Annotated in this window: 23 protein-coding genes and 2 pseudogenes; 5 read left to right on the top strand and 20 right to left on the bottom strand. The window is 39.8% G+C overall.

Going from position 1 to position 24,274, the window contains the following annotated elements:
* A pseudogene (locus tag QT74_RS06055) lies at positions 1-244 on the top strand (glycosyltransferase family 10 domain-containing protein); the annotation flags it as partial.
* 8 nt (positions 245-252) lie between these two features.
* Here QT74_RS06055 and QT74_RS06050 read toward each other — a convergent pair.
* The 12 genes and pseudogenes from QT74_RS06050 to QT74_RS05995 all read right to left on the bottom strand — a co-directional run bounded on the left by QT74_RS06050 (position 253) and on the right by QT74_RS05995 (position 11,575).
* Positions 253-843: a uracil-DNA glycosylase family protein gene (locus tag QT74_RS06050; protein WP_033765415.1), complete on the bottom strand. Its 591-nt coding sequence runs from the start codon at positions 841-843 to the stop codon at positions 253-255.
* A gap of 44 nt (positions 844-887) precedes the next feature.
* Positions 888-2,294 carry an aspartate ammonia-lyase gene (aspA, locus tag QT74_RS06045; RefSeq protein ID WP_033765413.1) on the bottom strand — a complete coding sequence of 469 codons (1,407 nt, stop codon included), beginning with the start codon at positions 2,292-2,294 and terminating at the stop codon, positions 888-890.
* A 57-nt stretch (positions 2,295-2,351) separates the two neighbouring features.
* Positions 2,352-3,620: a UDP-N-acetylglucosamine 1-carboxyvinyltransferase gene (murA, locus tag QT74_RS06040; protein WP_033765411.1), complete on the bottom strand. Its 1,269-nt coding sequence runs from the start codon at positions 3,618-3,620 to the stop codon at positions 2,352-2,354.
* A gap of 2 nt (positions 3,621-3,622) precedes the next feature.
* Entirely contained in the window at positions 3,623-4,030 is a 408-nt protein-coding gene (locus QT74_RS06035) for a hypothetical protein (RefSeq protein WP_033765409.1), read from the bottom strand.
* Positions 4,031-4,041: 11 nt separating this feature from the next.
* Entirely contained in the window at positions 4,042-4,863 is an 822-nt protein-coding gene (gene galU, locus QT74_RS06030; RefSeq protein ID WP_000591497.1) for a UTP--glucose-1-phosphate uridylyltransferase GalU, read from the bottom strand.
* Complete coding sequence (locus tag QT74_RS06025) at positions 4,860-6,542, bottom strand: lytic transglycosylase domain-containing protein (RefSeq protein ID WP_033765407.1); 1,683 nt, start codon at positions 6,540-6,542, stop codon at positions 4,860-4,862. Before QT74_RS06025 ends, galU begins: the two co-directional genes overlap by 4 nt.
* A gap of 8 nt (positions 6,543-6,550) precedes the next feature.
* Positions 6,551-6,844 carry a YggT family protein gene (locus QT74_RS06020; RefSeq protein ID WP_033765405.1) on the bottom strand — a complete coding sequence of 98 codons (294 nt, stop codon included), beginning with the start codon at positions 6,842-6,844 and terminating at the stop codon, positions 6,551-6,553.
* Positions 6,841-8,160 (bottom strand): glutamate--tRNA ligase, encoded by a 1,320-nt coding sequence (gene gltX, locus QT74_RS06015; protein ID WP_033765403.1) that lies wholly within the window; start codon positions 8,158-8,160, stop codon positions 6,841-6,843. The genes QT74_RS06020 and gltX overlap by 4 nt, the downstream gene beginning before the upstream one ends.
* Positions 8,161-8,323: 163 nt before the next feature.
* Positions 8,324-8,976: pseudogene (frxA, locus tag QT74_RS06010) on the bottom strand (NAD(P)H-dependent flavin oxidoreductase FrxA).
* Between the two features lies 1 nt (position 8,977).
* On the bottom strand, positions 8,978-9,835 hold the full coding sequence (locus QT74_RS06005; protein WP_033765401.1) for an NAD(P)-dependent oxidoreductase: 858 nt from the start codon (positions 9,833-9,835) through the stop codon (positions 8,978-8,980).
* A gap of 14 nt (positions 9,836-9,849) precedes the next feature.
* Positions 9,850-10,353, bottom strand: a complete 504-nt coding sequence (locus QT74_RS08695; protein ID WP_033765400.1) for an SRPBCC family protein — start codon at positions 10,351-10,353, stop codon at positions 9,850-9,852.
* A 13-nt stretch (positions 10,354-10,366) separates the two neighbouring features.
* Positions 10,367-11,575: a CCA tRNA nucleotidyltransferase gene (locus QT74_RS05995; protein ID WP_033765398.1), complete on the bottom strand. Its 1,209-nt coding sequence runs from the start codon at positions 11,573-11,575 to the stop codon at positions 10,367-10,369.
* Positions 11,576-11,637: 62 nt separating this feature from the next.
* Between QT74_RS05995 and queC the strand changes: the two genes are divergently transcribed.
* The gene (gene queC, locus QT74_RS05990) at positions 11,638-12,324 is read left to right on the top strand and encodes a 7-cyano-7-deazaguanine synthase QueC (RefSeq protein ID WP_033765396.1); all 687 of its coding nucleotides are present in this window, start codon (positions 11,638-11,640) and stop codon (positions 12,322-12,324) included.
* A 68-nt stretch (positions 12,325-12,392) separates the two neighbouring features.
* Here the strand turns inward: queC and oipA are convergent, their stop codons facing one another.
* Entirely contained in the window at positions 12,393-13,313 is a 921-nt protein-coding gene (gene oipA / locus QT74_RS05985) for an outer inflammatory protein OipA (protein ID WP_033765394.1), read from the bottom strand.
* A gap of 179 nt (positions 13,314-13,492) precedes the next feature.
* Here oipA and QT74_RS05980 point away from each other — a divergent pair, with 179 nt between their 5' ends.
* Positions 13,493-13,945 (top strand): hypothetical protein, encoded by a 453-nt coding sequence (locus tag QT74_RS05980; protein ID WP_033765392.1) that lies wholly within the window; start codon positions 13,493-13,495, stop codon positions 13,943-13,945.
* Between the two features lie 136 nt (positions 13,946-14,081).
* A complete protein-coding gene (locus QT74_RS05975; RefSeq protein WP_033765390.1) occupies positions 14,082-14,495 on the top strand; it encodes a hypothetical protein in 414 nt (137 codons plus the stop codon).
* Between the two features lie 4 nt (positions 14,496-14,499).
* On the opposite strand, the gene hydE is transcribed toward QT74_RS05975, so the two are convergent.
* The 5 genes from hydE to QT74_RS05950 are packed head-to-tail and all read right to left on the bottom strand — an operon-like array spanning position 14,500 to position 20,153.
* On the bottom strand, positions 14,500-16,038 hold the full coding sequence (hydE, locus tag QT74_RS05970) for a hydrogenase biosynthesis protein HydE (RefSeq protein ID WP_033765388.1): 1,539 nt from the start codon (positions 16,036-16,038) through the stop codon (positions 14,500-14,502).
* A gap of 1 nt (position 16,039) precedes the next feature.
* The gene (gene hydD, locus QT74_RS05965) at positions 16,040-16,576 is read right to left on the bottom strand and encodes a hydrogenase biosynthesis protein HydD (RefSeq protein WP_033765386.1); all 537 of its coding nucleotides are present in this window, start codon (positions 16,574-16,576) and stop codon (positions 16,040-16,042) included.
* Positions 16,573-17,241 carry a Ni/Fe-hydrogenase, b-type cytochrome subunit gene (gene cybH / locus QT74_RS05960; protein WP_033765384.1) on the bottom strand — a complete coding sequence of 223 codons (669 nt, stop codon included), beginning with the start codon at positions 17,239-17,241 and terminating at the stop codon, positions 16,573-16,575. The genes hydD and cybH overlap by 4 nt, the downstream gene beginning before the upstream one ends.
* Before the next feature lie 11 nt (positions 17,242-17,252).
* Complete coding sequence (locus QT74_RS05955; RefSeq protein WP_033765382.1) at positions 17,253-18,989, bottom strand: nickel-dependent hydrogenase large subunit; 1,737 nt, start codon at positions 18,987-18,989, stop codon at positions 17,253-17,255.
* Between the two features lie 9 nt (positions 18,990-18,998).
* Positions 18,999-20,153, bottom strand: a complete 1,155-nt coding sequence (locus QT74_RS05950) for a hydrogenase 1 small subunit (RefSeq protein ID WP_033765381.1) — start codon at positions 20,151-20,153, stop codon at positions 18,999-19,001.
* Between the two features lie 157 nt (positions 20,154-20,310).
* Here QT74_RS05950 and QT74_RS05945 point away from each other — a divergent pair, with 157 nt between their 5' ends.
* Entirely contained in the window at positions 20,311-20,895 is a 585-nt protein-coding gene (locus tag QT74_RS05945; protein ID WP_033765380.1) for an NAD(P)H-dependent oxidoreductase, read from the top strand.
* A 50-nt stretch (positions 20,896-20,945) separates the two neighbouring features.
* Here the strand turns inward: QT74_RS05945 and QT74_RS05940 are convergent, their stop codons facing one another.
* Positions 20,946-22,997: a DUF262 domain-containing protein gene (locus QT74_RS05940; protein ID WP_033765379.1), complete on the bottom strand. Its 2,052-nt coding sequence runs from the start codon at positions 22,995-22,997 to the stop codon at positions 20,946-20,948.
* A 214-nt stretch (positions 22,998-23,211) separates the two neighbouring features.
* Complete coding sequence (locus QT74_RS05935) at positions 23,212-24,270, bottom strand: tetratricopeptide repeat protein (protein ID WP_033765378.1); 1,059 nt, start codon at positions 24,268-24,270, stop codon at positions 23,212-23,214.
* Positions 24,271-24,274 lie beyond the last annotated feature (4 nt).

Below are 24,274 nucleotides of genomic sequence, written 5' to 3'. Positions count from 1 at the left end.
AGCCAATTATGATGATTTGAGAGCCAATTATGATGATTTGAGAGCCAATTATGATGATTTGAGAGCCAATTATGATGATTTGAGAGCCAATTATGATGATTTGAGAGCCAATTATGACCGGCTTTTACAAAACGCTTCGCCTTTATTAGAACTCTCTCAAAACACCACTTTTAAAATCTATTACAAAGCCTATCAAAAATCCTTACCCTTGTTGCGCACAATAAGGAGATGGGTTAAAAAGTAAGGCGTCTTTTAAGACTGATTGAGAAATTGAAGCGCTATTTTAAAATGCGCTAACGCTTCTTTTTTGAGCGTGGGGTTTTTGAGCATGTCCTCTAAAGCATGGGTGCTTAAAAAATGTTTTGTTTTTAAAGACACGATGCGCCCAAAGGATTCTTCTTTAGAAAGGTTTAAAAGGCGTTTGGGCAAAACCTCGCCAAATACCACAATGACTTTTGAAGCGCTGTTGTCTAGTTGCCAGGTTAAATGAAATAGGCATGCGTTGATTTCTTCTTCTAAATTAAGGCTGTTAGAGTCGCATTTAAGGAGCGATAAAATACTGCAATCTTTTAAGGGGTAGTTAAAAACCTTTTGGATAATGCTTTCTAACATGGCCGCTTTTAAATTGTTTAAGAAATGTAATTGGCTATCCAGCATGGGGGTTAGCGTGATGAAAGTGAGCTTGGAAGTGGGGTTAAAAAGCCCGATCACCGGTTTTGAATTTTGATGGCGTTTGCACAGATTGCAATTTTCTATGCCCTCATGAACTTGTTTGTTAAGGGGCTTATTTTGGGGCGTGGTAAGGTTGATACTAGTGTAAGTTTCGCCCAAAAGACGCTCCATATAAAGGGAGCGTAAAGTTTGAAGGCGTGAAAGTTGCAAAGCGTTCAGTCTTTATGCTTTTTGAAAGCGTGAGGGCTTAGCATGTTTTCTGGCTTGAAAATATCGTCCAGTTGCTCTTTAGTTAAGATTTTCTTTTCTAAAGCGATGTCATAGATAGAGCGATCGCTTTTTAAAGCTTCTTTAGCGATCATAGCGGATTTTTCATAGCCGATATGAGGGTTTAGCGCGGTAACAATGCCAATGCTGTTAAAGACATAATCGTGGCAAATCTTTTCATTAGCCGTGATGCCTTCCACGCATTTAGTCGTTAAGGTTTCAATCGCGCGCCCTAAAATCACAAAGGAATGGAAAAGCTTGTAAGCGATAACCGGCTCAAACACATTGAGTTGCAATTGCCCTCCTTCTGCGGCTAACGCCACGCTCAAGTCATTCCCAATCACCGCAAAACACACTTGATTGACCACTTCAGGGATTACCGGATTGACTTTACCAGGCATAATAGAGCTGCCCGGTTGCATTTTGGGTAAATTGATTTCATTCAACCCGGCTCTAGGGCCTGAACTGAGCAATCTCAAATCGTTACAAACTTTAGAAAGTTTGACCGCAATACGCTTTAACACCCCGCTCACTTGCACATACGCCCCCGTGCTTTGAGTGGCTTCTATCAAGTTATTAGCCATGACAAAGGGGCGGCCCGTTACTTCTTGGATTTTCTTTTCAATCAAACTGCGATAATCCGGGTGCGAATTGATCCCTGTGCCAATGGCCGTGCCGCCTAAATTAAGCTCTCTTACCCAATTCCTAGCGTCTAAAACCTGCTCAATATCCCTATCAACCATCAAGGCATAAGTTTCAAACTCTTGCCCTAAAGTCATAGGCACAGCGTCTTGAAGCTGGGTGCGCCCCATTTTAATCACATGGGAAAATTCCTTAGCTTTTTGAGCGAAAGCGTCCCTTAAAGCCTTCATGGGAGCGACTAAATTACTCAAGCGCTCATAAATAGCGATTTTTAACGCGCTAGGATAGGCGTCATTGGTGGATTGAGAGCGGTTGACATGGTCGTTGGGGTGGCAAAATTGATACTCGCCCTTTTTATGCCCCATGTATTCTAAAGCTAAATTAGCAATCACTTCATTCATGTTCATGTTCGTGCTTGTGCCAGCCCCCCCTTGAATCATATCCACAATGAATTGATCATGGTATTTGCCATCAACCAACAAATCGCACGCATGGCAAATCGCAATTTTAAGCTTTTCATCAATCAATCCTAATTGCGCGTTCGCTAAAGCAGCCGCTTTTTTGACTTGAGCGAAAGATTTGATAAAAACAGGATAACTGCAAAGCTTGTCGTTGGTGATGAAAAAATTTTCACTCGCTCTTAAAGTTTGAATCCCGTAATAAACTTCATCGCTAATTTCCATTTGCCCAATGAAATCATGCTCAATACGCATAAAAGCTCCTTATGTAATAATTGAAAAATATTCTAGCTATTGTAACCAAATCTTGGGTTATTTTTCTTTTAAACGCAACACTTTTGCCCCTAAAGCGTTGATTTTATCCTCTAATCTCTCATAACCCCTATCTAAGTGGTAAATCCTATGCACCCTACTCACACCCTTAGCCACTAAAGCGGCTAAAATGAGAGCCGAAGAAGCCCTTAAATCGGTTGCCATCACATCGCTTCCGGTAAGCTCTGTGGATCCGTGAATGGTAGCCACATTGGTTTTTAGGCTAATGTTAGCCCCTAATCGTTGCAATTCGCTTGCATGCATGAAGCGGTTTTCAAAAAGCGTTTCTTCAATCACGCTCGTCCCCAAACACTGCGTGGCTAACGCCATGAATTGCGCTTGCATATCCGTGGGAAAGCCCGGGTATTCTTTCGTGGTGATTTCAAAAGCTTGGCGTTTTTTAGCCGGATAAATTTCTATGGAATTTTTTTGAATGTCTAATGAAAAACCAATTTCTATAAGCTTATCCGTGATCGCTTGGAGGTGGTTAGGGATAATGTTATTAATTTTAAGCTGGCTGTTAGTGATAGCCCCCACGCACAAATAAGTGCCTGCTTCAATCCTATCCGGTATGATTTGAATGTCTTTTAAATGCAAAGCATCGCTTTCTACCCCTCTAATCTTTAACTCGCTGCTCCCAACGCCTTCAATCTCTACCCCCCCACTTTGCAAAAAGGCACACAATTGAGTGATTTCTGGCTCTTTAGCAGCGTTAATGATGCGCGTGATCCCTTTAGCTAAGCTTGCGGCCATAAGGGCGTTTTCTGTGCCTGTAACGCTGATTTTATCAAATAAAATATCATTCCCTTTCAAGCCTTTAGGGGCTTTTGCATGGATATAGCCTTGCTCAATTTTGATTTCAGCCCCTAATTGTTGCATCGCTTTTAAGTGTAAATCCACAGGCCTTGCTCCTATAGCGCACCCACCGGGCAAACTCACTAAGCATTCTTTAAAACGCGCCAATAGTGGGCCTAAAACCAAAATGGAAGCGCGCATTTTACGCACCAAATCGTAAGTGGCTTCGGTGTGGTGCAGGGATTTGGCGCCAATTTGAAGCGTGTTAGGATCAAGCCATTCTAGTTCTGCTCCTAAATTTTGCAACAATAACGCCATCGCTTTTATATCCACCACTTGGGGCAAAGATTTGATTTTGACTTCCTGTTGGCTTAAAAGCGTGGCGGCTAAAATAGGGAGCGCGGAGTTTTTCGCCCCTGAAATTTCTACCCCCCCTTTTAAAGGGACTTGTCCTACAATCTCTAAAAAATCCAATTCTATCCTTTTTCTTTTTTATTCTTAAGGGCTAAGCCGGTAGCGTTAGCGATTTTTTGCACATGACTAGGGTTAGCGTTTTCTAATTCTTGCCCAAAATTAATAGCGTCTTCTAATTCAAAAAATTCTGAAGCGACTAATTTTTGGATCGTTTCTAACCACAGAGTTTCTTTATCTTTGGGGCAAATTTTAAAACGCTCATTGAAGTCGTTTTTCAGTTTTTCTAAAGCTGGTACGCTTTTAAGGTTTTTGATTTGTTCGTTTAAATTTTCTAAAGAGAGGCTTTTATTGGGCATTTCTTGCTTTAAAGGGGGGCGAGAAAGCCTCCAAAAAAGCCCCACCAATAACACCGGGAATAAGCATGCAAACAAAATCAAATACATGAAAGCGTAATAAGTCAAATTGCCCATGAAATTAAGGTTTATAGGCGTTTTTTATAATAAGCGTTGCTCGCTTCAATATAGCCTTCCACGCTCCCGCAATCGTATCGTTTGCCCTTGAACTGGTAAGCGATGATGCGTTTTCTTTTGGCTTGAGTGAGCAAGGCGTCTGTGATTTGGATTTCATTGTTTTTACCCGGTTTTGTTTCGCTTAAAATCTCAAAAATATCCGGGGTCAAAATGTAGCGCCCTATCACGGCTAAATTGCTTGGAGCGTCTTCTTGGCTTGGTTTTTCTACCATGTCTTTAATCTCATACACCCCCTCTTCTAACAATTCGCCCCTAATCACGCCGTATTTTGAAACTTCTTCCAACGCCACTTCTTCAATGGCTACGATAGAGCATTGGTATTTTTGATACAATGAAGTCATTTGCTTCAACACGCTTGGATAATCGTGGCTTATACATAAATCATCGGCCAAAATCACCGCAAAAGGCTCATTGCCTATAAGGGCTTCCCCGGTTAAAATCGCATGCCCTAAGCCTTTCATTTGCTTCTGGCGCACATAGGAAAAACAGCATTTTTCTATAATGTTACGAATGCTTTTTAAAGCGTTTTCTTTGTTGGTGCCTTGGATTTGATGCTCTATTTCATAGCTCGTGTCAAAATAATCTTCTAAACTGCGCTTGTTTCTTCCTGTAACGATCGCCATCACTTCACAGCCTGCTTCCATCGCTTCTTCTACAGCGTATTGGATTAAAGGTTTATCCACAATGGGCAGCATTTCTTTAGGAATGGTTTTAGTGATCGGCAAAAAGCGCGTGCCATAGCCCGCGGCAGGAAAAAGGCATTTTTTAATCATGGTTTGTCCTTTGAGTTAAGAGTTTGTTCTAAAAATCCATCAATAGGGATGAAATTCCCAAAAATTTCTTGATAAATCAAGTAATTGAGCATGACCCTAAAGCCATACAAACGGGTTTCGCTATAAGGCATAAGCTCCATGCTAAGCCATGGCTCAAAATGATTTTTTTCTTTAAATCGTTTGGAGCTTTCTAGCCACCTCCTTAAAAACCCAGGCCCAGCGTTATAAGCGTAGGCGACAAAAAGGGGGTGGTTGAATTCTTTTTTCAAATGGTTCAAGTAATAATTGCCAAGTTTGAGAGCGATGTTGGGGTTAAACATGTCGTTTAGATCAATATTATCCATGCCAAGGCGTTTAGCGAAAGGCCCTACATTAAAGGGCATGATTTGCATAAGTCCCAGAGCGAACGAGCGCGAAATGACTGCCGGGAGCAAAAAGCTTTCTTGCCTAGCGATCGCATACGCCATAGCCTTTTCATCAACATTTTGCCATTCAATAATGCCCTCATAAGGGGATAAATAATAATAAATCTTGTCTTTATTGCGTTGGCTTAAAAGATAGGTCAATTCAGGAGCACTTTTTTCATAATACAAGCTTTTTAGCATCGCATTAAACGCACCCTCATCTTTCAAACTCAAGGTTTTTTCCTTAAAAATTTGCCACGAAAAAGGGTCATAAGTGTTAAAAGGAGGATCTTCTTGGCTTAAATTTTGGATGTGAGAAATGATGCGGTAACTGGGCGTGGTTTTGAGTTTTCGGCTCGCATAAAGACTATAGAGATTTAAAGCTGGGCTTTGTGAAAGGCGCTCCAAAGTTTTTTTCTTTTTAGAGACTAAATACTGCCAAAAGATCGCTCTGTCTTTTGAAAAATCATCGTCTTTAACCACCGCTTCTGAGCGTTCAAAATACTTGAGCGCTTTAGAGGGTTTTTTGCGCAAGATTTCATTAATCCCTAGAATAAAAAAGGTTTGTGCGTTGCTGTGGGTAGCGTTACTTTTAGCCAGAGCGTCTTTAAAATGATCCAATTTAGGATCTAAAATAACCTGATAGATCAAGCGGTTAAACGCCGGATAATCTTCATCTAAAAGGCGGTTTAACTCTTTAATAGGGATATGCTTTTCAAAAATTTGGAGCTTTTTTTCATAACTCAAATGATTGAAAAGCGTGCTAAACACTTGCGCGTTAGCCTTAAACAAAGAAGCGCTCACATGCTTACTTTGCAAGATTTCTAATTCTTCATAGAGAACGGGGTAAGCCTCTTTGATTTTAATTTGTAAGGGCTTAAGGGTTTGAAGGGGGATTTTATCAAAATCTCTGATTTTTGATTTTAAAGCGATAGCGATACAACTCGCTTGGAAAGTGTCTGTTGTTTCCAACATGCTTTCTAGGGTAATTTGCTTGCAATAAATATCTTCAGGCAATTTAACATCAGGGCTTTTTTCTGCATTGTCTGAGCCTTTTTCTTGCATGGCCTTTTGTAGGGCGTTGTTTTTATTTTGAGTCAATTCATAGGCTTTTTTAGCGTTTTCTAAACTGGTTTTTTTATCGCTAATATAACGCCACAAATAATAATCCCTAACGATCCCGGCGGGCTTTTTTTCTAAATCTTTTAAATTGAACTCGGTTTGAGAAAAACCAACGCCAAGCATACCGATAAAAAATAAAATAAAAAAACGCATGATTTTCTTTAAAGGTTTTTAGCGAGCGCAAAAAGCCACTGAATGAGCGTGAGATCCAAGAATTTCAAAACAATGACCACCACTAAAGGAGCGAAATCCAACCCGTTAAACACAAGCTTGAATTTAGAGCGTAAAAAATAAAACACCGGCTCACACAAGCGAGCGAGGATTTGCATGATGGGGTTATTGGGGTTAGGCTGCACGAAACTTATAAGCGAATAAATGATCACCACCCACATATAAATCGTAAGAAGCGAGCTTAAAATCACCGCTATCGCATTAATAAGGGTAGAAAAAATCATGCTTTGAGCCTTAAAACTTCTTGATGATGGCTTTGGATATAGGGGAAAATCAAAGGCAATTCAACGCCATGCGAGTTCCCGGTTAAAAGAATGCGCAAAGGTTTGAAAAAATCCTTACCCTTAAGCTGGCTTAATCGCATGGCTTCTTTTTTAAAACTTTCAAAATCCTTATACGCTTGAAAATCCATGCTTTTTAGAGCGTTAAAAAGCGCTAAACAACGCTCTTTAAAATCTTCGTTTTCATAAGTTTTAACAATATCCTTTGGCTCTAAAAACAACGAAATTTTTTCTTTCAATTCTAAAAGCGTGCCGCATTCTTCTATAAACAATCTTAAAAGCCCTAGGAGGTTTTTATCTTTTATTGAAGTGAGTTCTAATAACTTTTCATCGTCTAAAAGCTTTAAATGCTCGTGGTTTAAGTGTTTTAAATATTTTAAATTAAAATGAGCCGGGGAACTGGAAAGATTTTCTAAACTAAACCATTCTATCGCTTCATCAAGGCTAAAAACTTCCTTAGGTACTTTATTACCGATAGTAATGAGGTAATTCGCAATCGCAACCGGTAAAAACCCTTGATTCAAAAGCCATTTCACGCTGGAGGCTTCATCTCTTTTGCTCATCTTTTTACCGCTTGTTTCATCTAAAATAATGGGTAAATGCGCATAAACAATCGGATCGTTTGAGCCTAAAGCTTGCTGGATTAAGATTTGTTTGGGGGTGTTACTCACATGATCTTCGCCTCTAATGATCAGACTGATTTCATAAAGCAAATCATCGCATGCGCAAGCGAAATTATAAGTAGGGCTTTTATCTTTTCTCAAAAGCACAAAAGAATCCAATTCATAAGGCTCAAATCTCACTTCTTTTTTAATCGCATCGTTGAAAGACACCGCATGATTGGGGGCTTTCAAACGCACCACAGGGGCATGGTGCTTGTCTTTTTCTAAAGTGGCCCACTCGTCTAAATACCTGAAAGGGCGTTTTTCATTTTTGGCTTTTTCTTTTTCTCTTTCTAAAAACTCCGCGCTCGCATAACAATAAAACGCTTTATTTTCTTTCAGTAATTTTTCTGCCATTTCTCTGTGGTAATCTATATTATGGCTTTGATACACGAGCTTGTCCCAGCTTATCCCCATAAGCTTTAAAATTTCTAAAATCTCTTGGTCTTTGCCTTCAATGTTGCGCTCTTTGTCCGTGTCTTCAATGCGAATGAGAAAGGGTTTATGTTGCTGTTTAGCTACAATGTAGTTGAAAATGGCTGCCCTTAAATTCCCTATGTGCATATCCCCTGTAGGCGAAGGCGCAAAACGAAGCATAAAAACCCTTTATTTAAAAATAGTTTTTGATTATACCTAAAGAATACTTAATTGTGTTGTGGTAGTTCTGTTTTATCAAACATGAATAGGCATTATTCAAGAGATTAGCGCTTGGCTAACGCCAAGCTTTTTATGGTTGGTTATCAAAAAGCTAAAAGCGTTTTTATTCAATCACTTCATAAATAACTTCTGTTTTCCAGCGGGTTTTAGGGGTGATTTCTTGGTTGCGATAACCAAAACAAGCCATTACCGACACGCCAAATTCCGCCGTGTTCAGATAGCCTTTTTCCTCTAAATAAGCCTCCACTTTTTTTTGATCATACCCTTCAATCGGGCAAGAATCAATCCCTAACATGGCCGCTGCCATCATCATGTTCGCCATTTGGATATAAGTCTGCTTGCTAGCCCAATCAAACAAGGATCGTTCGCTATTGAGTTTAAAATCGTTCTCTTGGAAATTTTTGATGATTTGAGCGAACCTGGAATTAGTGTCATAATCCCTTTTTTTAACCTCATGCATCACTTTCTTAACGTAATCGCTGTCATAAGTAACGCCTTTTCGTGCAAGATAAATGACAAAATGGCTCGCTCCCTCTAAACCAAAAAGCGCCCCCCAGGCCATTGGTTTTAAATCTTCTTTCATGCGTTCATTTTTCAATAAAAGCATTTTCCATGGTTCAAGCCCGATTGAAGAAGGGGCTAATCTCCCCACTTCAACCAAAGCTTCCCAATCCTTTTGGGAAATACGACGATTAGGATCGTATTTTTTGCAGCAAATCGTTGGTGCTGTAAAGCAACCACTTGTTCTCTGTCCATTTTAATGTTCTCCTTTTTCTAAATAATGATAAACGGCTGCCATATCCATTTCGCCTAAACCGGATTTTTTCGCTTGAGAATAAAGCTCTTGCGCTTTAGATAAGAATGGCAATTGAATCGCCTCTCCTGCTTCATTGTTAGCTAAACGAATGTCTTTGAGCATGAGTTTCAAACTGAAAGCGGCCGGATAGCTATCTTGCAGCCACATGCCTTTTTTAGCTTGAAAGAGAGGCGAATTCATGCCAGATTGGCCAATAATTTGTAAAAATAACTCTGCATCAACCCCTAAATGTTTGGCTAATAGCAAAGCTTCTGAATAAGCGACCCCCATTTGAGCTAAAAGACTATTAATGGATAGTTTAGCCCCTGTCCCTTGACCAATCTTACCCAAATAAAAGGTTTGACTCCCTAAATGCACCAAAACAGGTTTGAGTTGAGTAACCACCTCTTCTTCACCGGCTGCTAAAATCAATAAAGCCCCAGCTTTGGCTGCGCCAACCGATCCTGAAACGGGCGCTTCAAGGTAAGTTACTTGATGCTTTTGAGCGGTTTTTTCTAAAGATAAGCTCTCCAAAGGAGCGATGGTGCTCATATTCACCACGATTTTTTCAGACATCTGTTCCCAAAATTCTGGTGCTAAAACAGCATCAATCGCCGTTTTATCCGAAAGCATAATAAAAATCAGATCAACCTTAGCGGCTAAATCTATAGGGTTAGTATAAACCGCTACGCCCTTTTCTTTTAAGGGGGCTGCTTTGCTCTCTGTTCGGTTATAAACCGACACTTCTAAATTTGCATCGCACAAACGAGTCGCCATAGGAGTCCCCATAGCCCCTAGTCCAATCCATCCGATTTTCATTCAATCCTCACTTATTAGCGTGAATACGCCACTAAACCATCTAACCAAGCTTGATGGCCATTTAGCATCGCATTAGGCACAGATTTCGCTAAAGCTTTAGCAGGGACTCCCGATTGGCTTTCTTGGGTTAGAATACGCACACGATCATTATCTAATTTTTCAACAATCCATGCGTGATAGACTTCAAGATACTCATCGCCTTTAGCTTCATTCCAACCTCTCCAAGCCAAACGCAGTATGGTGTCTTTCAATTCAAACTCTTCCACCTGTGTCTCCACTAAAAAACCAAAAGTTTCAAAGCGGAAACGAGTCTTATCTTTAAGAATGGCATTGTCTTGATGATACACATGAACATTCCCTGAATTTTTGTAATACTTTTCCCAATGGGATGCGTCTCTTAAATGTTGCACCACTTTATTAAAATCCAAACCTTTGACAATGACTTCATTGAACACAAAATTATCAGTCTCTCCTAAAATCCATTTCTTAGACCACTGAATCGCATTCATCGTTATCATGTTTTCTCTGTTTTTAATTTTTTCTGCCTATCGGCGAATGATTTATAGCATCATTAGGTAAATAATTATCTTTAACCCATTTTATCAGCCATTCTAAAGCGTTGTTTTTAGGGTGAGCGATGACTAAATCTAAGCATGCGTTTAAAATTTCGCTGATTTTTTGGTGCTGATAACCCAAGCTTTGAAGTGCGCTGCCCTTAAGGGCTAGGTGTTCTTTTTTAAAAGGTTCGTTAGCGTTAAATATTTCTTTTAACAAGCTTTTAATTTTTAAAGCATGTTTTAGGTTTTCTAGCACATAAAAATCTAAAGCCAAATTAAAAGGCTCTAAATCGTAGTTTTTTAATAAAAATTTTAATTCTGTTTTGTTATGAATATTTAAAAAAGCTTGATGGCATTCTTTAGCTTTTGAAAATAAAATACAAGTTTTTTTAGGGTATCGTAAATTTTCTAAACTTTTTTGATATTTAAAAAACCCTAACAATCTTAATTCCAGATTGAAAGGCGCGTTTTTTAAAAACACTAAATTTTCTATTTTCTCTTGAATAACCAACTCTAAAATTTCTTGATATTCTTTAGCCACTTCATAGGCGTTTTTCCCCATAAGAAGCTTATTCAACTCGCTTTGTAAGCGTTCTTTGGAGAGGTGTTTTAACAAATCCTTACACGCAAAAACCGCTTCTTTAGTGCTTGGCGCTATCTTAAAGCCTAAAGTCGCGCTAAATCGCAACGCTCTTAAAATCCTTAAAGCGTCTTCAAAAAACCTTAATCGCGCTCCCCCCACGCATTCAATCATTTGATTTTCAATCGCATTCTGCCCTTTAAAAGGATCAATCAGCCCTTTTGTAGGGCTATAAGCGATCGCATTCATGCTAAAATCGCGCCGCTTTAAATCGTCTGTTAAATGAGCGCTAAAAACCAATTCTTTAGGCTTTCGGTGCTTGATATGCCCTTTTTCAATTCTAAAGGTTGTGATTTCATAGCTTTGATGGTTTTTAAGAGCCGTGATCGTGCCATGTTTGATGCCGGTTTCTAGCACCCTAAAATGATACTTTAAAAGAAGCTCTTTACTTTCATTGACTAAAGCGTTTGAGGTCAAATCGTAATCTTTAGGCGTAATTCCCATTAAATAATCGCGCACGCACCCCCCTACCAAGTAAAGCTCATAGGGGGATTTTTCATAAATGTCAAACAATTCTTTTAATTCTTTTTCTAACTCAAACACGCTTTTTACTCGTAAAATTTCTTTGTGTTATTATATCTTTTTAGAATTTTTAAGGAATTTTGATGGAACAAGAAATTTGCGTGATCAGTTTTAGCGGCGGGCAAGACAGCACCACTTTAGCCGTATGGGCGAAAAAGCGTTTTAAAAAAGTCTGTTTAGTGGGGTTTGATTACGCGCAAAAACACTCTGTGGAATTAGAATGCGCTCAAAAAATCGCTTCTCTTTTGCAACTCCCTTATGAAATCATCTCGTTAGATTTTTTAGAGAATATCACCCACTCCGCGCTTTTTAAAAACTCTAACGATTTAATGGGGCATTCGCATGCGCAAAATAAAGATTTACCCAATTCTTTTGTGCCTAATCGTAACGCCATTTTTATCACCCTTTTGCATTCTTACGCGCAAAAACTAGGGGCTAGCAATATCGCTTTAGGGGTTTCGCAAGCGGATTTTAGCGGCTATCCGGATTGTAAAGAAGATTTTATTAAAAGCATCGAGCATGCCCTAAATTTAGGATCAAACACGGCGATTAAAATCCTAACGCCTTTAATGTTTTTGAATAAAGCACAAGAATTTCAAATGGCTAAAGATTTGGGCGTCTTGGATTTAGTCATCAAAGAAACGCACACCTGCTATCAAGGAGAGCGAAAGATTTTGCATGCTTATGGCTATGGCTGCGATAAATGCCCGGCATGCCAGTTGAGAAAAAAAGGCTTTGAAGAGTTTCAAGCTAAGGCTTTGTTTCAATAAAGCGTTGGTAAAAACACTCAAAAGCGTTTTTTAAGACAAACAATCAAAGAGCGATAAAAAGCATGTTTTTAATGTTTGCGTCTAAAAGTATATGTATAGTTGAGATAAACGCTCACCACTCTTTTATAATCCAATTTATCCCCATAATTATCGCTATAGTAATTGACTTTAAACGCTGGCACTTTAACCCCTAATTCAACACTAGAACCCCCAAGATAGATTTCATCGCCATAGCGATCAATATCGTATTCATCACTACTAAAACGAACGCCAAATTTCCCTTGTAACTGAAAAATCGTGCGGCTTTTGACTTGATTGAAAGGGGTGAGATTGTTACTTGCAAACCAAGTGCTACCCCCTAGTTCCATGCCAATCACAAGCCCTGAAGATTTTCTAAATACGTGCCTTGATGCTTTTTTTAATGTGTTAGCGTCTAGCGTTCTGCCGGTCATATCTTTGTAAAATATAGAGAGCCCTTTTACCCTTCGTTCAACATATTTTTGGGACGCTCGTTTATCGTTAGTCCAATTAATAAGTAAATCCGTATTGAAACCATAGGGTAAAAAAGCTATTAAACCGCTGCCAGGAACAGAACCAACGCCACCAAGTTGGTAACCGAAAAAAAGAGAGTGCCTAAACCCTATAATCCTTTTTTTACCCAAAAAATATTTATACCCCAAGCTGAGTTCATTGAAAATACCGCCCGATCCACCATTTCCTGCGAATCGGCTAGCGATTTTGTTTGAATCTTTCACTGCATTTAAGGCGTTTTGTGCATCTCTTATGGCTTTTGCGTTAGGGAATAATGAATTTTTTGCGTTATTGATCGCTTGATTTAAGGCGTTTTCTGCTGAAGCTTTTTCGCCGATGCTACCTTGTCCTTGAATATAGCTTCCTTCTAGAAAATTTAAACCTAAATAAAATCCGTTCCTTTCAGCGTGAAGCCAAAAACGAGAGAGAGAGAGAGAGAGTAAGAGGGCTTTTTTCATGGTTTTTCTTTGGTTTAAGATTTGATATTATGATTAGGTATTTTATCATAAAAATAAGATTTTAGATTGGGTTTTAATGAAAAACAAAATTAAAATGAAACAGCCACAAAACCACCGCTTAATCAACATTAAATCAAAAACATGTTAATCTTTAGTTATTTTTAAATTTAGGAAACCCCATGTATCAAAACAATAAAACTTTTTTACCCAGCCAATCCGCTCACCTCTCTAAAATCATTCTTTTTTTAAACACCGGCTTTTTAGCCTATCTGTTAAGCGCTTGTGGGGCGAATGTGCCTATAGAAGAAGTGTTGGTTAAAGATCCCAAAGAGACTAAAGCCCAAGAAGTCGCCAGAGAAGAAAAAGCCATCCAGCAAGAAAACGCCACTATTGATGCGCGCACCACGCCTTTAATCAATCGTTTCACTAATTATAACGCTTATGGGTCTTTAAACGGCTTTTACAATTCAGTGGATAACCTCAATTCGCCCATGCAAAACGGGATGTATGGAGGCTATTACATGCCTTATTATTACATGCCCTATGGTTTCATGCCTTATGGGTCTGGTCTTATGCCTTATGGGTCTTATGGGTATGGAGCGCCTGGATACTTCCCTTACGTTTTTTATTGATTAGCTTAAAACAGCTTGCGCTAAACAATAAGCGTGTTGGTGTTTTTACTCAAACGCACTTATGTTTTCTAATGGTTGTTTCTAACATGCTAGGGTGGTGTGATAGAAAAAGACTATATTAAGAGGAGATATTCTTATGCGTATAGTTAGAAATTTATTTCTTGTATCGTTTGTGGCTTATAGTAGCGCGTTTGCAACAGATTTAGAAACCGAGACTAAAAGCGAAAAAAAAAGCAGTAAAAAGTTTTACAAACTCCATAAAAACCATGGATTAAAAACCGAGGCTAAAAACGACAAAAAGCTTTATGATTTCACTAAAAATAGCGCTTTAGAAGGCATAGATTTAGAAAAAAGCCCTAAGCTTAAGAGCCATAAAAAAAGCGATAAAAAGTTTTACAAACAACTCGCTAAAAACAATATCGCCGAAGGGGTGAGCGTGCCGATTGTTAATTTCAATAAAGCTCTGTCTTTTGGGCCTTATTTTGAAAGGACTAAAAGCAAAAAAACCCAATACATGGACGGCGGGTTGATGATGCACATCCGCTTTTAAGCCCTTATTCATAATCCAAAAACGCATGCATTTTAAGAGCGAGAGTTTTAGGGAAATACCGCACAAACAAATCCAAAAACACTTTTTCGCCAAAGAAATCCCCAGCGATCGTTACTTCTTGGACGCTAAAATTCTGCGCATTATCCCAAATGAAATTCCCTAAAAACTCCGCTAAAGAATCCAAAATCCCCAAACTCAAGATTTCATTTTCCACGCCTGCGAGCCTGAAACTCATCGCGCTGTGCATGATCTTTGAAAAGTTTAAGGCCATTTTCAAAGAATCGTCTTTAAGGATTTTATAATCAATCCTAGGGCCTTTAGGGCGTAAGCATTCTTTAGCCAAAGGAATAACGCTCTGTGCGCAAAAATCCTCGCTATAACCCAAAACAAACCCTAAAATGCAAAAAAAATCCAATAAATTAGCGCCCCCTAGATTGTATTTAGAAAGCTCTACAATGCGCGCGTAAAAATTAGGGAATTTGATCTCGTAGTTTTTTAGCATTCTAGAGGCTTTTTCATCTTGTTTGAGGAGATCAAGCATTTCATTGAAATCAAACCTAGTGTTTAAAAGCGTTTTTAAAGAGCCATTAGCATGCAATAACAGCCTTGTAGGGTGTTTGAAACTAAGATACACGATAATAGAATGCGGAGTTTTACTTAAAAACTCTAACTCATCTTTAAAAGGAATGGGAGCGAGATGGTTTTCTAGCACAAATTTTTTAGTCGGCACAATCAAGCGCTTAGGGGTTTTAAAAAGCGTTTCATAATTTAAAAGCGCTTCACAAAAATTATTTTCATGTGCAAAAACAAATTCTATCCCCTCATCTTGTAAAATATGGCACAATAAATTCAATATGGGGTCATAGGGCAGTTGGGCTATGACTTCATCGTTTTTAAAAGTATCCTTAAACACGCTTTTTAAAGGGGCTTTGATAGAGGGTTTTTCCAAACTGGCCAAGTATTTAGCGTCCTCTAAAAGCAATTTAGTGCAGGTTAAAACGCTAGAAAGAGCGCTAAAAATAACGCTTTGAGAGGGCTTGTTTAAAGAAAGGGATAACGCCCCCCTAGAAGTGTGGATAGTTATAAAATCTTGCGTTTTGAGCGTCTCTTTTAATTGCATTAAACAATCTATAAGCTCTTTAGGGCTATGGATTGCTTCCCCCTTAAAAGCAATGTTTTTAACAAAACCTGAAGGATTGGCATACAAAGATGCATTTTTATCCAAAAAATCTTGATGCTCTTTAGCGTTCATAAAAAGGGGTTTTGAAAGGCTTGTTGTTTGGAAAAGATTTTCATCTAAAGGCTCTGTTACTTCATTTAAAGATAAAAAGCTAAAATCTAAAGAAAAGGGTAAAACAACGCTGAGTTTTTGCGCGAATTCTAAAGTAATCTCAGCGCTCGCTTGGAGGTAAAAAGAAGTTATTTTATCCTTATAGATGCTATAAAAACTAGCTTGTAAATTGAATGCCATTTGCTCTAAAAGGGGCGTAAAAATCAAGTTTGTTTTTTCATCAACGCATTTAAAAAGAAAAACAAACGCCAATTCAAAAACCCTTGTAAGAAAGTTCAGCGATGCAATCTAGGGCAATATTATTGGTGCGTTGCATGCTCACTCCCCATGCTTTTAGTTGGATTTCTATGGCTTGTAAGGCTGTCTCTAAAGCGTTTAAAACCTCTTGTGAAAGCTTGAAAGTGGTCTCGCTCCCTATCACAAAAGGCACAAGCCCCACAATAAAAGTCTTAGGCAAATCCCCTAAAAACTCCGTAAGCCTTAAAGTGTGCAACATTTCCACTTCATGCGCGCTCCCAGCCCATGTGATTTCTTTAGGAGCGTCCTTAAAATCAAAAGCATACACCGATCCTATTTCAACGCCTTTAGCGCTCACGCAATCTAAAATCAAAACCTTTTCATACGAAGTGATTAAGGGAATGAGTTGCTGAGCCATAGTCCCCCCATCTACAATATCCACGCTAGGAAAAAAAGAAAAATTCCTCTTGAGGTAGTGGGCTAGATGCACCCCAATCCCTTCATCGCCAAAAAGGATATTGCCAATGCCTAGAATTAAGATTTTTTGACTCATTCTTTGGTATAACCATAGCCATTAATCATAGAATCCGCCCCTGAACTATCATACCGGATAGAATGGAAAAACACCATATAAACATGCACAGGGACAAATAAAATAAACCCCCAAGTCGCTAAATGGTGGATAAAACGCACATTCGCTAACCCCCCACAAAGCGCTTCAAACCATTTAAAAGCGCTCCCTAAAAACGCCCCAAGCCCGGCGTGATAGACATTATAATAAAGCACCACCCCGCTCAAACTCATCAATACGATTAAAACAACCAAAGTGAAATAAGCCACGAGTTGGATAGGGTTATACGCCCCTTTAGTGTTGGGTTTGCCGCTGATAAGAAAATACGCTTTCATTTGATCTATCCATGCTTTTGGGCTTAAAAGTTGGCTAAAACTTTTGCGCTCTACTAAACTTTCTTTAGTGAAAAAAAGATAGGTTCTAAAGATTAATGCGCTAATGAGCAAAAACCCAAACATGACATGAAAAGAGCGGATATAGGCTTGCAAAAAATACATTTCTTTATAAAAACTAGATCCAGGTTGCAAAAAAGGGTAAGCGATGTAAAGCCCTGTAGCGATTAAAGCAAAAATACTCAAAGCCCTAACCCAATGGAAAAAGCGCACAAAACCTGAATACTCTTTGTGTAAAACGACCTTTTTATCCATGCGTATCCTTTTTAGAATTTAGCGAAATTAGGCTCTACTTTAAACTCGTTTAAAGACTGCCCTTTAAAATCCATCACATGCACTGAACATGCGATGCATGGGTCAAAAGAATGGATGGTTCTAATGATTTCTAAGGGCTGGGTTAAATCAGCGATTTTAGTGCCAATCAAGCTCATTTCATAAGCCCCCCTTTGGCCTTGAGAGTCTCTAGGCCCGGCATTCCAAGTAGAAGGCACGACCGCTTGATAGTTTTCTACCACGCCGTTTTTAATACGCACCCAATGGCTTAGCATGCCCCTTGGCACTTGACCAATATAGCGCCCTTTATATTCTTTGTTTTTATCAATGTGATAAGGAGCACAAGTGCTTTGATCGCTTTTTAGATTTTCCACTAACGCATCAAACGCTAAAAGGCCATTATCAGCAATCGTTTTGGCTTCAATGCACCTTGCTGCCGTTCGCCCAAGCGTTGAAAACAACGCCTCTAAAGGCAATTTAGTGTCTTTTAAAAACTTAGTAGCCACTTCAGTAACGTAAGGGTTTTTAGCCGCTAAACCCACCACGACAGAACTTAAAGGACCTACCTCCATGGGCTTACTATTATACCTAGGCGATTTGATCCAAGAATATTTATCCTTAGTGTCTAACACTTTAGTGGGGATTATTTTATTTTCAATCCCCACGCTCTCGCCGTCTTTGAAACCGGTATAATGCGGGTTGGTTTGTCCGTCATAAGGGTGGAGTTGCACTTCTTTAGTATTTTCATATTGATACCAAGAATGCGTAATCTCTTCTTTAATCAAGCTTTCATCAATAGGGTGTAATTTAGAAATATCCCCATCAAGCACCACCCCACTACTCAAAAGGTATTTATCCTTCCCGAGCAACACTTCTTCATAAGCGATAAAATTCCTTAAACCACAGCCTTTAATGACGGATGGTTCGTTAGCGAACATTTCGCCCGCCATCACCAAATCAGGGTAGTAAGCATGGTTGATGAAATTGGCCACCACTTCAAACTTGCTCTTCCATTCAGCCAATCTCGTCGGATCCAATATATCCATAACACTCGTAACACCCCCCACCGTTAGGCTTTGTGGGTGAGGCTGTTTGGCCCCAAAAATAGCGGTCATTTTCGCCGCTTCCCTTTGGATTTCTAAAAGCTTGAGGTAGTGGCTTAAGACGATTAAATTTTGCTCTGGGCTTAAACGATAGGTTTTATGCCCATAGTAGCCATTACTAAAAGGCCCCAAAGATCCGCTTTTAGCGAAATCATTCAAGCGTTTTTGAACCGCTTTTAATTCACCGGCACCGGTATTAATGGGATAAGGGCTGTATTTGAAAGAAAGTTTTGAAGCTTCAAAAGGGTCGGCTTTTAAAGCGCTCATAATATCGCACCAATCAAGCCCATGCAAAGTATAAAAATGCACCACGTGATCATGAAAAAGCAACGCCATGTTCATCAAAGATCGCACTAATTGCGCGTTTAATGGGGGGGTGATGCCTAGAGCGTTTTCTACCGCAGTGATACCGGCTTTATAATGCGAATAAGTGCATACCCCACAAATCCTTTGAGCGATAAAGCCTGCATCTCGTGGGTCTCTGCCCTTAATGATCGTCTCTAGCCCCCTAAAAAGCGTAGAAGAAGAAAACGCATCGGTAATCACATTATCATCATCTACGATCACTTCAATCCTTAAATGCCCCTCAATCCTAGTGATAGGATCGACTACGATTTTTTTTGACATGTTAATCCCTTACTCTTTGTTTTTGATCGCTTTAGAAAGGAGCGCATGCGCGACAATGCCAATAGCGGTTGCGCTCAGCAAAGTCGTGCCTACTTTATCCGCTACTTTATCAGCCCCTAATCCATCAAAGGCGGTTTTAATGGAGCGGTTCGCCAAAGGCTCTTCAAAAGGACTCATCGTATCCCAAAAATTAGGCTCAGAACACCCTATGCACCCATGCCCTGCGCCTATGGGCCAAGAAGTGTGTGAATTGAAGCGGAGTTTGGAGCAATTGTTGAAAGTGTAAGGCCCTTTACAGCCCATTTTATACAAACAAAAGCCCCTTTTAGCGTTTTCATCGCCAAAATGCTCCACAAATTCGCCCGCATCAAAATGCCCTCTCCTTTCGCACAAATCATGAATCCTATTCCCATAAGCCCAAGAGGGGCGGTTATACGCATCCAGTTTAGGGAGAGCCCCAAACATCAAGTAATAAAGCACATTCCCCACGATATTTTTTTCACTGGGCGGACAACCGGGAACATTGATCACGGGTTTATCAATGATTTTGTGTAAGGGTTGCGCGTTAGAAGGGTTAGGGTAAGCCGCTTGCACGCCCCCAAAACTTGAACATGTGCCTATGGCAAAAATAGCGGCTGCATGTTGAGCGGCTTTTCTGCATTCTTCAGCCCCCGTTTCAGCGTTTGGGCCTTGAGTGAGAAAGTATTCAGTGCCTTGCGGGATACCGCCTTCTACCATTAAAATGTAATTGTTTTTGTGCTTTTCTATAGCGTCATGCAAGCTTTTTTCAGCTTGAAAACCGCTCCCTACCATGATGGTTTCATGGTATTCTAGGTTGATATAATCAAAAATGATGCTATCAATAGTGGGGTCTGCACTCCTTAACAAGCTTTCACTACAGCCGGTGCATTCTGCCATGTGCAACCAAATCACAGGCAATCTGTTCGCCACTTCCACCGCTTTTAAAGTCAAGGGAGCGAAACTAGCCGGCAAAGCCAAAGTCGCACTCATCATGCCCGCCCACTTCAATAAATCGCGCCTGGAAATGCCTGCACCCTTAAACTCATCTTGCAAGTTTTTATGCTCGTTATGAGCGTTAAACGAGCTGACTATTTCAAGGCGTTCTTCAATCTTTTGATAGGTCTTTTTTTCATCATAGAACATGACCACTCCTTAAGAGAAATTTTCATTATCTTAACATAATAAAAATAATATAGTTGCAATTGATTGTTTTTTAATTTTTATTCAGGTTAAGGGAATTTCTTTAATATTAAGTTTTATTGGATAGAATGCCCTTTTATTTTATTAAAAAAGGAACAAAATGAAAAAAATACTCATCATTAATGGAGCCAAAGCGTTCGGGCATTCTGGGGGGAAACTCAATGAAACCTTGACCCAGCATGCAAAAAAGACTTTAGAATCTTTAGGGCTAGAAGTGGATACAACGATCGTGGATAAGGGCTATGAACACGCTCAAGAAGTGGAAAAAGTCTTTAACGCTGATGCGACTATTTGGCAAATGCCCGGCTGGTGGATGGGAGAGCCTTGGATTGTGAAAAAATACATTGATGAAGTTTTTACTTCAGGGCATGGGAAGCTTTATGCTAGCGATGGCAGAAGCTCGCAAAATCCTACCAAAAACTACGGGAAAGGAGGCTTGATGCAAGGCAAAAAATACATGTTGAGCTTGACCTGGAACGCTCCCATTGAAGCCTTTAATGATCCTAGTGAATTTTTTGAAGGGGTGGGTGTGGATGTTGTGTATTTGCATTTGCATAAAGCATTCCAATTTTTAGGGCTTTCAGCGTTGCCTACTTTTATTTGCAACGATGTGGTGAAAAACCCCCAAGTGGAGCAGTATCTCAACTCCCTAACCACGCATTTGCACCAAGCTTTTGGCAAGTGATTTTAAAATAAGGGTTTTTTAAAACCCCCCCATTTCTTTGGGGGGCTTGTTTATTCCACAATAAAGTCTCTGGGATTGAGATCGCAGCCTAAGATAAGATCCCTAAGATTACTGCCCACCGTTTGATAACTCGCACCGCTCACAAAATAGAATCCGTATTTTTCAAAAGGCACAACCAAAGTGCCATCTCTATCCCTTAATTGCGCTTTTGTTTTATCCCAACAAATATATCTTGGAGATTCATCATCTGTGTAGCTTTCAAAGGCTTCTCTGGCATTTTCTAGCAAGTAGTCTATGACAGTGCTAGCTAATTCCTTAGCGTTTCTTGCCATGTGCCTTTGGCCATTGGGGAGCTTAACGCTTTGAAGATTATGATTAGTTAAGTCATCATCAAGGGTTTTATTAATCTCTCTTGCGCGGTATTCTTTAGGCAAATCTTTAAACAATCCCACTTGACAAAATTGATCCGCTAAATATCCGCTCCTAGCCTTCACTTCTTCTATCCCCCAAGAATGGGTGTTATTGATGAAATAGTCGTTTAAATGCAAGGAGCTGTATTCTTCCATAAGCGCAATTTTTGCCTCGTAAGATTTGTTGCCAAGCCTTTGATTTTGCCCTGATAAGGTCAGATTCCCAAAATTATTGAGGTAGTCTTGCTCAAAAGTGAAATAGTCCCCCACCATGTCGCGCCATTCTTGTGTGGGGGTTTTGGGGTAGAAATGCTCCACTTCTAAATTCTCTTCTTTGGGCGGTTCGGCGTTGCTTAATTTTTCAATCTCAAGCAGGATGAATTTGCACACTTGATTTGCTGCATAAGCGTTACGCACAAGAAATGCCGCTTTAATTTTATCGTCATTAGGGAACGCCGTTCGTCCAACGCTCTTGCCCAGATAGCGCTTGAGTGCATCGGCTGAAACATCTTCCCCTAGCTGTCTGTATAAAGAATAAAGAAGTTCAGCAAGTGCAGGGGCAGGATCCCCGCACACGCTCCGGCGCACGAAGTAGCTGATAAGGATTTGCAAAATTTCGTAGAAATTTTCATAATCCAATTTGCCTTCTTCAAAGTCTCTGGCGCAACGCAAAATAAAGGGCTTTGCCACGCCAAATTTGATTTTCACAAGATCTTTAATGCGCAGGCGTAAATTCGCTAACTGTTGCGGGTCTCCACGATGCAAAAAATAATGATCTCTGTCTAAAAAGATTTGATAGATTCTGCCATATTCACGCATATCGCTCATAAGACCTTGTATATTATCAGAGAAATTGTCTCTGTGATGGTCTTTTAGCGCGTAATACACTTCACGCTCTCCCTCACTTAATTTCTTTTCAAGGTAGATTCTCAAATAGGTTTTGATGAAATCATTCAAATCCCTTTCGCCAAGCCAATCTTCTAAAGGAACCCAATAAGTATTATAAAGACGATTCTGGTTGTCAGAATTTTCCCCCATCATCAGATAGTTGCGGATGAGATCCAGCCCTTTTAATTGCACGCCGGTAGCGTTAATGCTTTCAAACACCACTTGCGGATCGTCTTCGCCTATCTCTAAACCTATGGCTACGATTTTAAGCCGCAAAAACGCACCATAAATCTCTTCTATGCGATACCCTTTGTCTAGACACTTGTCAAGCTCTTTGGTGAAAAATCTATAGTTATTTTTAATGTGTGATAGACCTTGTATTTCATGCGATCGATTTTGCATGACCAGATCAAAGGCTTCTCTGTCGCTTTTAATGGGTTTTAAGCGCAGCCTTTGTCCCGAAAGATTGAGTAGATTGTTAATCTCTTTTTTTATCCCTTCATTTTGTATCTTTGTCTCTATGGCTTTGAGCAAAAGCATGATGGTGGTAATCCTTTGCTGCCCGTCAATAATGACAAATTCTTGCAACTGCCTCAAACTCTTTTCATCATCAATCAAATGCAAAATATAAGTGATAGAACCCATGAAATGCTTTTTCTTATTTTGAGAGATATTGATAATATCTTGCAGTAATTTTTCACAATTTTCTTTCTCCCAAGTGTAGTTCCTCTGGTATACAGGGATAGAAAAGATCGTGCCTGTTAAGGCAAAAAAGTCGTTAATGGTGCTTTGCGTTGCTTTCATAGCTTTTCCTTTTGAATGAAATTAAAATTGCATTGAGTATTAAATACAAAAAAAAAAAAAAAAGAAAGCTTAAATTTTGAAAAAACCGCAATTTATGGCTGAATTTATCCAAAAAAGATGAAAGAGTCTGCACAAAGCAAGCACTAATCTCTTAAAAATGCGATCTTTAGAGAGGGTTTAGTTATGGGGCGAGAATGATTTCAAAATACCCCTACTAGGGTATCTCATAAGAATGATACGGCATGAACAAGCGCCCGTAATTAGGATTCACGCGCAATAAATGCTCTTTGAAATTCCCGTAATTACGACAGCTTGACTCAAAACCATTATCGCACGCATACGAGAATAAATCCAAAGCCCTTTGATCGTCTTGAGGCACGCCTAAGCCCTTTTGATACAGCACGCCTAAATTGTTACAGCTCCCCAAAATCCCCCCATCGCATGCCATTTGAAAATACTTCGCCGCGTAGTGGTTATTCAAAGGAGCCCCTAAATCCCCATTCGCATAAATCCAGCCTAAATTCGCGCACCCCATCATATCCCCAGCGTTACACGCCAAATAATTCAAATCCACTTGACTGAGCTGTGCCTTATCAATGCCATAAATATTATTCACATTAGACATCAAGCCCAAATTATAGCACCCCATATCATTCCCATTTTCGCATGAAAATTTATAATAACTTATCGCTTTGTAATAATCTTTTGGGACCCCACTCCCGTTAGCAAACATCCACCCCAAATTGTTGCATGCGAGCATATCCCCCCCTTGACAAGCCACCGCATACAATTGCAAAGCGTTTTCTTTATCGTTCGTATCCGCATTCTTCTTGTTTTCATACATTTGAGCCAGATTCGCGCAAGCGGTCGCATCGCCCCCACTGCAACCCATTTCATAATAGCGAGCGGCTTTTAATCTGTTGGTTTGGATCCCTACCCCATTAGCATACATCGCCCCCACTGCAAAACACCCGGCCGCATTGCCGTTATCGCACGATTGGGAAAAAAGCTTGAAAGCCCCTTGATAATCGCCCTTTTTAGCCAAATCAATACCGGCAGAAAGCTCGGTTTGAGCGTTTTCAGGCGACCCTAATTTGTCTAATAGATTGGAGTTATCGTTTTTAGGGGTGATCTGGGTGTTAGGGTTTGGCGCACCCTTAGCGTTAGCGGGGTTTAATTCGGGGGGCGTGTTTTTTGGGGCTTGATTGTTTTCCTCAGCACCGCTAAGCTGTAAGACTAAAAAAACAAGCAATAACAAACTTTTTTTGAGCATTCTT

It is taken from the genome of Helicobacter pylori SA213A (assembly GCF_000476275.1).
GTDB classification, from domain to species: Bacteria; Campylobacterota; Campylobacteria; order Campylobacterales; family Helicobacteraceae; genus Helicobacter; species Helicobacter pylori_CL.
This window is presented reverse-complemented; position numbering and strand designations above follow the sequence as displayed.